Annotated in this window: 7 protein-coding genes and 3 pseudogenes; 5 read left to right on the top strand and 5 right to left on the bottom strand. The window is 60.6% G+C overall.

The window, feature by feature from the left end:
• Positions 1-201 (top strand): annotated as a pseudogene (gene tnpA / locus SYN60AY4M2_RS09235) (IS200/IS605-like element ISSoc3 family transposase); the annotation flags it as partial.
• A 138-nt stretch (positions 202-339) separates the two neighbouring features.
• Here tnpA and ureA read toward each other — a convergent pair.
• Positions 340-606 (bottom strand): annotated as a pseudogene (gene ureA / locus SYN60AY4M2_RS09230) (urease subunit gamma).
• 336 nt (positions 607-942) lie between these two features.
• Between ureA and SYN60AY4M2_RS09225 the strand changes: the two are divergent.
• On the top strand, positions 943-2121 hold the full coding sequence (locus SYN60AY4M2_RS09225) for a heat-inducible transcriptional repressor HrcA (RefSeq protein ID WP_011431380.1): 1179 nt from the start codon (positions 943-945) through the stop codon (positions 2119-2121).
• 40 nt (positions 2122-2161) lie between these two features.
• Positions 2162-3172, top strand: coding sequence for a tRNA lysidine(34) synthetase TilS (gene tilS / locus SYN60AY4M2_RS09220; protein ID WP_011431381.1), 1011 nt, complete (start codon positions 2162-2164; stop codon positions 3170-3172).
• Between the two features lie 173 nt (positions 3173-3345).
• On the opposite strand, the gene SYN60AY4M2_RS09215 is transcribed toward tilS, so the two are convergent.
• Both SYN60AY4M2_RS09215 and SYN60AY4M2_RS09210 read right to left on the bottom strand, forming a co-directional pair.
• Positions 3346-4182: a SpoIID/LytB domain-containing protein gene (locus tag SYN60AY4M2_RS09215; RefSeq protein ID WP_011431382.1), complete on the bottom strand. Its 837-nt coding sequence runs from the start codon at positions 4180-4182 to the stop codon at positions 3346-3348.
• Between the two features lie 78 nt (positions 4183-4260).
• Positions 4261-5550, bottom strand: a complete 1290-nt coding sequence (locus SYN60AY4M2_RS09210; protein WP_011431383.1) for an MFS transporter — start codon at positions 5548-5550, stop codon at positions 4261-4263.
• A 203-nt stretch (positions 5551-5753) separates the two neighbouring features.
• Between SYN60AY4M2_RS09210 and yidD the strand changes: the two genes are divergently transcribed.
• Positions 5754-6035 carry a membrane protein insertion efficiency factor YidD gene (yidD, locus tag SYN60AY4M2_RS09205; RefSeq protein WP_240527888.1) on the top strand — a complete coding sequence of 94 codons (282 nt, stop codon included), beginning with the start codon at positions 5754-5756 and terminating at the stop codon, positions 6033-6035.
• 23 nt (positions 6036-6058) lie between these two features.
• Here yidD and SYN60AY4M2_RS09200 read toward each other — a convergent pair whose 3' ends face one another.
• Complete coding sequence (locus SYN60AY4M2_RS09200; protein WP_083759178.1) at positions 6059-6502, bottom strand: RidA family protein; 444 nt, start codon at positions 6500-6502, stop codon at positions 6059-6061.
• A 99-nt stretch (positions 6503-6601) separates the two neighbouring features.
• Here SYN60AY4M2_RS09200 and SYN60AY4M2_RS09195 point away from each other — a divergent pair, with 99 nt between their 5' ends.
• Positions 6602-6814, top strand: a complete 213-nt coding sequence (locus SYN60AY4M2_RS09195) for a phenylpyruvate tautomerase MIF-related protein (protein ID WP_011431387.1) — start codon at positions 6602-6604, stop codon at positions 6812-6814.
• 48 nt (positions 6815-6862) lie between these two features.
• Here SYN60AY4M2_RS09195 and SYN60AY4M2_RS14240 read toward each other — a convergent pair.
• Positions 6863-7130, bottom strand: a pseudogene (locus SYN60AY4M2_RS14240) (hypothetical protein); the annotation flags it as partial.

The following is a 7130-nucleotide window of genomic DNA, read 5'->3' as shown; positions in this document are numbered from 1 at the left end:
GATGTTCAGGTCTCGAAGCTGGTGAACAACCTGAAAACAGTCTCCAGCCGGTTGATTCGCAAAGAGTTCGCCACAGAGGTGGCACGGTTCTACAGCAAGCCTGTATTTTGGACAGGGGCCTATTTTGTTGCCTCTTGTGGTGGGGTCACCGTTGAGGAGTTGAAGAAGTATGTCGAGCAGCAGGCAACGCCCAGATTGTGAGACTCAGGGGCATTGAACCCCTTCGTCTCACCGCCTATCCTCCAGCCCGCCAAGCTGCGCTGTGGCGGGAGTACCCCGGAGGTTCTGATGGACAACCTCCTAAAGTCTCTGGGTCTTTGGGGGATCCTTAGAAAGCAGCTAGCGGATGGTTAACAGCTTGGTTTCGTCGGGAAAGGTGGCCTCTACTTGAATTTCCGGGATCCCTGGCATCACGTCCTCTCGGCTCAGCCACGTCAGACCTTCGCTCATCACCTGAGCAACGGTTTTCCCTTCCCGCGCCCCTCCAAGATAGCTGCGCTCAGGTAGGTCACCGCCTTGGGGTAATTGAGTTGGAGGCCCCACTGCCGCCGATCCCGAGCTAGCTGGACGGCCAGGTAGAGCAACCTCCTGGGGGGACAAGTACATGGAGCGACCTCGAAAGATACAAAACGATACAGAACAGGCAGCAGCAGGCTCACTTAGCCTAGAGTTGACTTAACACTTTAGTACCCCCTTTGGGCAAAAATAAGGATGCAGAGGCTACAGGGAGCTCCGCTTTTCTCGCCAAACCAAGAGCCTCCACCTCTTTCCACCTCTGCTGTTGCAATTTTCCGCGCCTGCAACCCAAGATGAAAGGGTAACAATAAAGTTAAAGAGAGAAGTAAAAGTTTATCTGATCCTCATTTAGCCCTAGCTTGGTTGACCTGAGATCCATTGGCTAATTCCCCTTAGCAGGTGTTGATTGGGTTCTTTTGAGCAGCCATGAAACTCGAACTGACTCCTAGACAACGGAAGATCCTGTGGGCAACGGTGCGCAGGTATATTGCCACGGCAGAACCTGTCGGCTCCAAAACCTTGGCCCAGTCCTACAACCTCGGAGTCAGCACGGCTACCATTCGCAACGACTTGGCCACGCTGGAGCAGGTTGGGTTGCTGTTCCAGCCCCACACCTCTGCCGGTCGGATCCCTTCTGACTTTGGCTATCGGGTCTATGTGAACGATCTGTTGAGCTCCGCCAACATGGATGGGATCCCGAACGATGCTCCCCAGCCGGAGCCCCATCCTGCGCTGCAGCAGTTGCTGGATCAGCTCAACCGTGAGCTGGGGGACGACCTCGATAGCTTCCTACAGAGGGTGGCACAGCTTTTGGCCCACTTGAGCGGTTGCATCGCCCTCATCACCCCTCCCCAGGGGCCGGTGGTAGCCGTTCACCACGTGCAGTTGTTGTCGGTGGGGCCGGGGCGGGTAATGGTGCTGGTGGTTACGGATTCCTATCAAACCCACTCGGCCTTGGTCAGCCCACCGGATTGGCCTGACGATCGGCGCGAGGATCTGGAAGATGAACTGCAGCTACTGAGCAACTTCCTCACCCTGAAATTGCGGGGCAAGACTTTTGCCGAGCTGCAGGATCTGAGCTGGTTGAAGCTGGATGAGGAGTTTCGCGCTTACAGCCATTGGCTGCAGCAACTGCTGCGCTCGGTAGTCCAACGCTACCTGCGGCCCTCTCTAGGACAGGTGTTCAGCGCGGGCATGACGGAGCTGATGCGGCAGCCGGAGTTTTCCCAGGCTCAGCGGATGCAGGCGGTGGCCCAGTTGCTCGAAGAGGGATCCGAGCAGCTGCAGGGGATGATCGGGCTCTATTCCACGCCAGGTTGCCTGTTCACGAGCGAAGCGGCTCTCTCGGCCCCGTCGGCCAGGGAGAAGGCATCCTCCAGCACCGCAGATCAGGATCCATCCCACAACGTTCCCGTGATCATCTACATTGGCAGCGAGAACCCGCTGGAATCGCTGCACCACTGCACGGTCATCGCCTCAGTTTATCGCCGCCGCTCGGCGCCGCTGGGGACGGTCACCTTGCTGGGGCCGACTCGCATGGCCTACGAGCGGAGCATTGCGGCTGTGCAGACGGTGGCCTCGCATCTCACTCGGGCCCTTGCCTGAGGGATCCCAGGTCTGGGTTGCCCCCGAGCAATAGCCAACTGTGGCCAGGCTTTCTCCTCTTCACTTGCGGGTTCAGTGTGCCATTCGCGAGCGGCAACTGCTTCGCCCCGGCCAGCGGCTGCTGGTAGCTTTTTCCGGCGGACAAGATTCTTTTTCCCTGCTCCAGATCTTGCGGGATTTGCAGCCGCGCTGGCGGTGGCAGATCTTTGTTTTGCACTGCGATCACCGTTGGTCAGCCGATGAGACGGCGTGTGCCCAGTTTTTGCAGGGATGGCTGCAACAGCAGGGCCTGCCCCACGCCGTTGAGACTGCCGATCCCATCCGCTGGGATGAGGCGGGGGCCAGGGCTTGGCGCTACCAGCAACTGGACAAATGGGCGCGCACCTGGAGCTGCGAGGCGGTGGCCACGGGGCACACGGCCAGCGACCGGGCGGAGACGTTTTTGTGGAACCTGCTGCGGGGCACGGGGGCTGCCGGCCTGGTCAGCCTAGATTGGCAACGGCGTTTGGACGAGCGGGATCCCACCTCCGCTTGGTTGGTGCGTCCCCTGCTGGGCCTTTCCCGCTGGGAAACGGAAGAGTTCTGCCGACAATACCAGTTGCCGGTCTGGCCGGATCGCAGCAACCAGGATTTGGCTCATGGCCGCAACCGCCTTCGCCTAGAGGTGATGCCCTATCTCAAGCAGCACTTTAACCCGCAACTGGAAGCGGCTTTGAATCGGGCGGCCACGCTGTTGCAGGCAGAGCATGAGCTGGTGGTGGCGCAAGCCGCCCAACTATGGTTGCAGGTGTACGAGCCGGCTTTGCCGGGGCTGCGACGGGATCCCTTGCGGGCTGCGCCCCTGGCTCTGCAGCGGCAGGTGATGTTCCAATTCTTGTCGCTGCTGCTGCCCCATCACCCGACTTTTGAGCAGGTGGAAGCCGGGATCCGGCTCCTGAAAGCAGGCCGCCGCAGCCGCAGCCCCGACTACCCAGGGGGTGGCTGGTTGGAGGTGAGGGGAGATTGCGTGGTCTGGGTTGCTGCTTCTCAGCCCGCCAGTTTTGTCCCCTAGGCCGGGATCGGCATGCCCACAAAAGCTCTTGGGCAAAGTTGTGGCTGCCCTATTTAGGTCCACTCCGGTCTTAACCAGAAGAAGCCGGCCAAGGGTGAACCCGGCCCGTTTGCGGCTGAAGGGCAACCTGGGGAGATGGGCACCCCTGGCAACCCAGAGCAAGGGGGAGTAGGTCAATCCGGCAACCGGCCAAACCTGACGCCGGGGTAGTAGTAGGCCAAGATTTGGCGGTAAGTCCAGCCCCGGCGGGCCAATTCTTGGGCGCCCCACTGGCTCATGCCGATGCCATGCCCGTACTTGGGATAGGGGCTAAAATCCGGCAGGCTTTTTAGGTAAGGGATCCCGCTCACCCCGACGGTTTGGCTGCCGGCGCTGGCGCTATACATGGCATTCACGAATTGCCCCCCATACACCATGACGATGCCGCGGGTGGCGTGTGTTGCTGCTAGGGCGGCTGCCGAGCGCTGCGACAGACCCCGATACACCTGGGAGCGGGTGTCGCTAAACACGTCAAACCAGCCGCGGGAATTGCGGTGGTGAAGAACATAGGTGCGGGCTGCCACCGCCTGGGCCTTGAGGGCCTCGGGCAGAAAGCGGGATCCCATCTCGGCTTCCACCACGCCGGCCACGTAGTCTTCCAGATCCACGTAATTGATGGCCAGCAAGCGGTTGTAGCCGGTCAGGAGCACTTTGCCAGAATACCAGCGGCCATCCACCGCCACCAGGCCACCCGCTTGCGGCTCGATGAACAACACCGGGCTGACCACCCCCTGCAGGCGCACCCCCTGAGGGCCGGGCTGGGCCAGAAACCCTTGCATGGGGGGCAACTCGGCCAGCACCTCTTGGCGGCTATTGGTCAGTTGGGCAGGGAGAGAAACCCCCACCACCAAAGGGGCGGTGGCATCGGCCAAGGCCACCCGCACCGTTACCCCCCAAGCGCTCTCGATCCATCCCCCTAAGGCGCCCACCAGCAGGGATCCCAGGAGGGCAAGCCAACCCCGTGCTCCCATCTGCCCAGAGTTCTTTTTTGTACAGCAACCCCAGCCTAGGATAGGGCAAATCGGACTTGGGGACAAAAATCAGGGTGCCTAGAGGGCAGGACGGGATCCCGTTGGCAGGGGAGGGGACGGCTGGGGCTGTTCCGAAGGGACAGGATCTGGCTGTCGAAACCGATCGGTTTCCAGGCCCAAGGCAAAGCGCAGGGAGGATCCCGGTCGCCCGTTGGAGAAGCAGAGAAAAGAGCCCAAGGAAGCCAACGCCAGAAGGGCGGCGTAGCCAAACATGGCCCGATACCCGAACCCCCCCGCCAGCGTGCCCAGGATCGGCCCCGCCAGCCCAATGCCCAAGTCAAAGCCACACATCACCAAGCTAAACAGGCGACCGCGCTCCGCCGGCTCAGAGCGATCCGCCACCAGGGCGGAGATCAGCGGGATCAAGGTGCCAAAACCCGACCCCACCACGATCCCGGCGGCGAGAAAAGCCGCAGCGCTGTCGGCAACCCTCAGGATCCCCATCGCCAGAGCATAGGTGGCCAGGCTGAGCGAGATGAACGGCCCCCGCCCGTAGCGGTCGGAAGCGCGACCAGCCAGCAGGCGCACGCCGAAGCTGGACAGGGCCACCGCCGTATAAAAAAGACCTGGATTCAGGGGAACTCCGGCCTCTTGGATCAACAGAGCCACAAACGTGGTCTGGGTGCCAAAGGCCAGGCCAACCAACAACATGACCCCGGCGAGAGAGCACACCTTCGGGCTGAGCACAAGGCCCCAAAACGCCCCATCCGAGGGCAGGGATCCCCAATCCCCACGGCGCTGCTCTCGAACCAATTGGGTACAGAAAAAGCCCACCAACCCCAGCAAAGCGGCGAAGAGAAACAGAGGGCCATAACCGGCCAGCTCCTGCAAAAAACCGCCCAAAGCAGGGCCGATGGCTACACCCATGGGATTGACCAAGCTCATGTAGCCCAAGATCTCGCCGCGTTTTTCTTCCGGGGCAAAATCCGCCACCAAAGTAACGTAGGCGGTGGCAAAAGCGGCGATGCTGATCCCATGAAAGGCCCGTACCAGCGCTATCCACGGGATCCAATCCCAAAGCCAGTACCCCAAAGGCGCCATCCCCGCCGCGCCCATGCCGATGAGCAACACAATGCGCCGACTGTGGCCATCCGCCAGCCGCCCCAGCCAAGGACGAAAAGCCAGCAGCCCAATCGAGAAGGCCCCCATCACCAAGCCCACCTCTTGGCTGGTGCCGCCCACATCCCGGACGTAGAGCGGCAGCGTGGGCAACAGCGCAGACAGACTGGCCCAAAAGAGCAGCCCGGCCACGAACAAAATGCCCAAGTTGCGCCGCTGTGCTGGCTGTAGCCGCCCAAATGCCCTCACGCCCACTCCTGATGAAACTCTTACAACCATGCCGAGGAGCAAAGCCGTCTCCACGGCATCCCCGAACAGAAGTATTACGAAATGTATATTTGGGTGGTGACTTTTTGGATCTTAACCTCTTGTCTGGAGCTGCGCAGGAGGGCAGACGTTAGCCTGGAAATGGCCTTTTTGTACGCTGGCCTATGGCGGAACGGTCGGATCCCTTGACTCGCGGTTTAGTTGCCCTGATTCGAGGCTACCAGGTGGCCATCTCCCCTCTGCTACCGCCTGCCTGCCGCTACTACCCCACCTGCTCCCAGTACACCCTGGAAGCCGTGCGGCGCTACGGTGCCATCCGAGGCGGTTGGCTGGGGATCCGCCGCCTCTGCCGCTGCCACCCTTGGCACCCGGGAGGCTACGACCCGGTGCCCGACTTGCCGGGATCCGCACCCGAGGAAAACGGTCGCCCCAGCCCAGATGGCCAACATTCTGGATCTGGGGGTTGAAGAGTTGCAGCTTTTAACCGCCGCTATCGGTAGCAGGCCACCGCCTCGATTTCCACCAAGGCATTCAAGGGCAGGCCAGCCACCTGCACGCAAGAGCGGGCCGGTGCCGGATCGGCGGCAAAAAACTCTCGATAAACCGCGTTCATGGCGGCAAAGTCTTTCATATCCGCCAAAAAAACGGTGGTCTTCACCACATTGGCCAAGCTTGTTCCCCCTGCTTCCAGCACGGCTTTCAGGTTCAGCAGCGCCTGCCGAGTTTGCGAGGCAACATCTTCCCCCGCCAGCTTGCCGGTTTTGGGATCCAGGCCCACCTGTCCGGCGGCGAATAGAAATGGCCCCGCAGCGGCAATGCCCTGGCTGTAAGGGCCGACAGGGGCAGGAGCAGCCTCGGTTCGCACCTCCTGCGGCCCTGCCTCAGCTCGAGTGGGGTGGTTAGGCTCAGAACTGACCGGCTTCCTCTGCTCCATGGGGATCGGCGGAACTCTGCAGCTAAGCTACCACAGGGGGATCCCGCAAAAAACAAGCCGGCAACGGCAAGATCAACTTGTCGACAAAAAGCAGTGCCTATGCCCTTGATCAAGTTGCAAACGCCTCTAAAGCCGGAACCTGCCGCTGTAGAGGCGCTGCTCAAGTCGCTCTCTGCTGCTCTGGCCAAACAGGTGGGCAAGCTGGAAGCCTACGTGATGACCGCCTTTGAAGGAGGGATCCCGATGACCTTTGCCGGCAGTGGGGATCCCTGCTGCTATGTGGAGATCAAGATTGACACTCCCACCGCCTAAAGGCGGGGGATTCTTACGCAGTCCACAAAAGAACCCGTAACGGCGTTGTCAAAGCGCCTCTAGACAGTTCCTGAAGGCAAAGCCCCAAGGTTCTGCTGACTTTCTTAAGCAGGTTGGCGGCAGCATTCGCCTCAGCCCAGAGGGTCTCCACCCGTCGGGTTTTTCACCATAATTAGGTAGCTCATCTCCATCTAGGAAGCTTGCCTGCGAGCTGTACGCCTCCTCTACCTCAATAAACTCCATGCCATAATGCTGACATAATTGCGCAATACGCTCCTTGAACCGACCTGTTGGAATGAAAACAAAGTTTTGGTTA

Source organism: Synechococcus sp. 60AY4M2 (genome assembly GCF_002760375.1).
Lineage (GTDB): Bacteria > Cyanobacteriota > Cyanobacteriia > Thermostichales > Thermostichaceae > Thermostichus.
The sequence above is the reverse complement of the archived record's forward strand: the minus strand, read 5'-3'. Positions and strand labels throughout refer to the sequence as shown.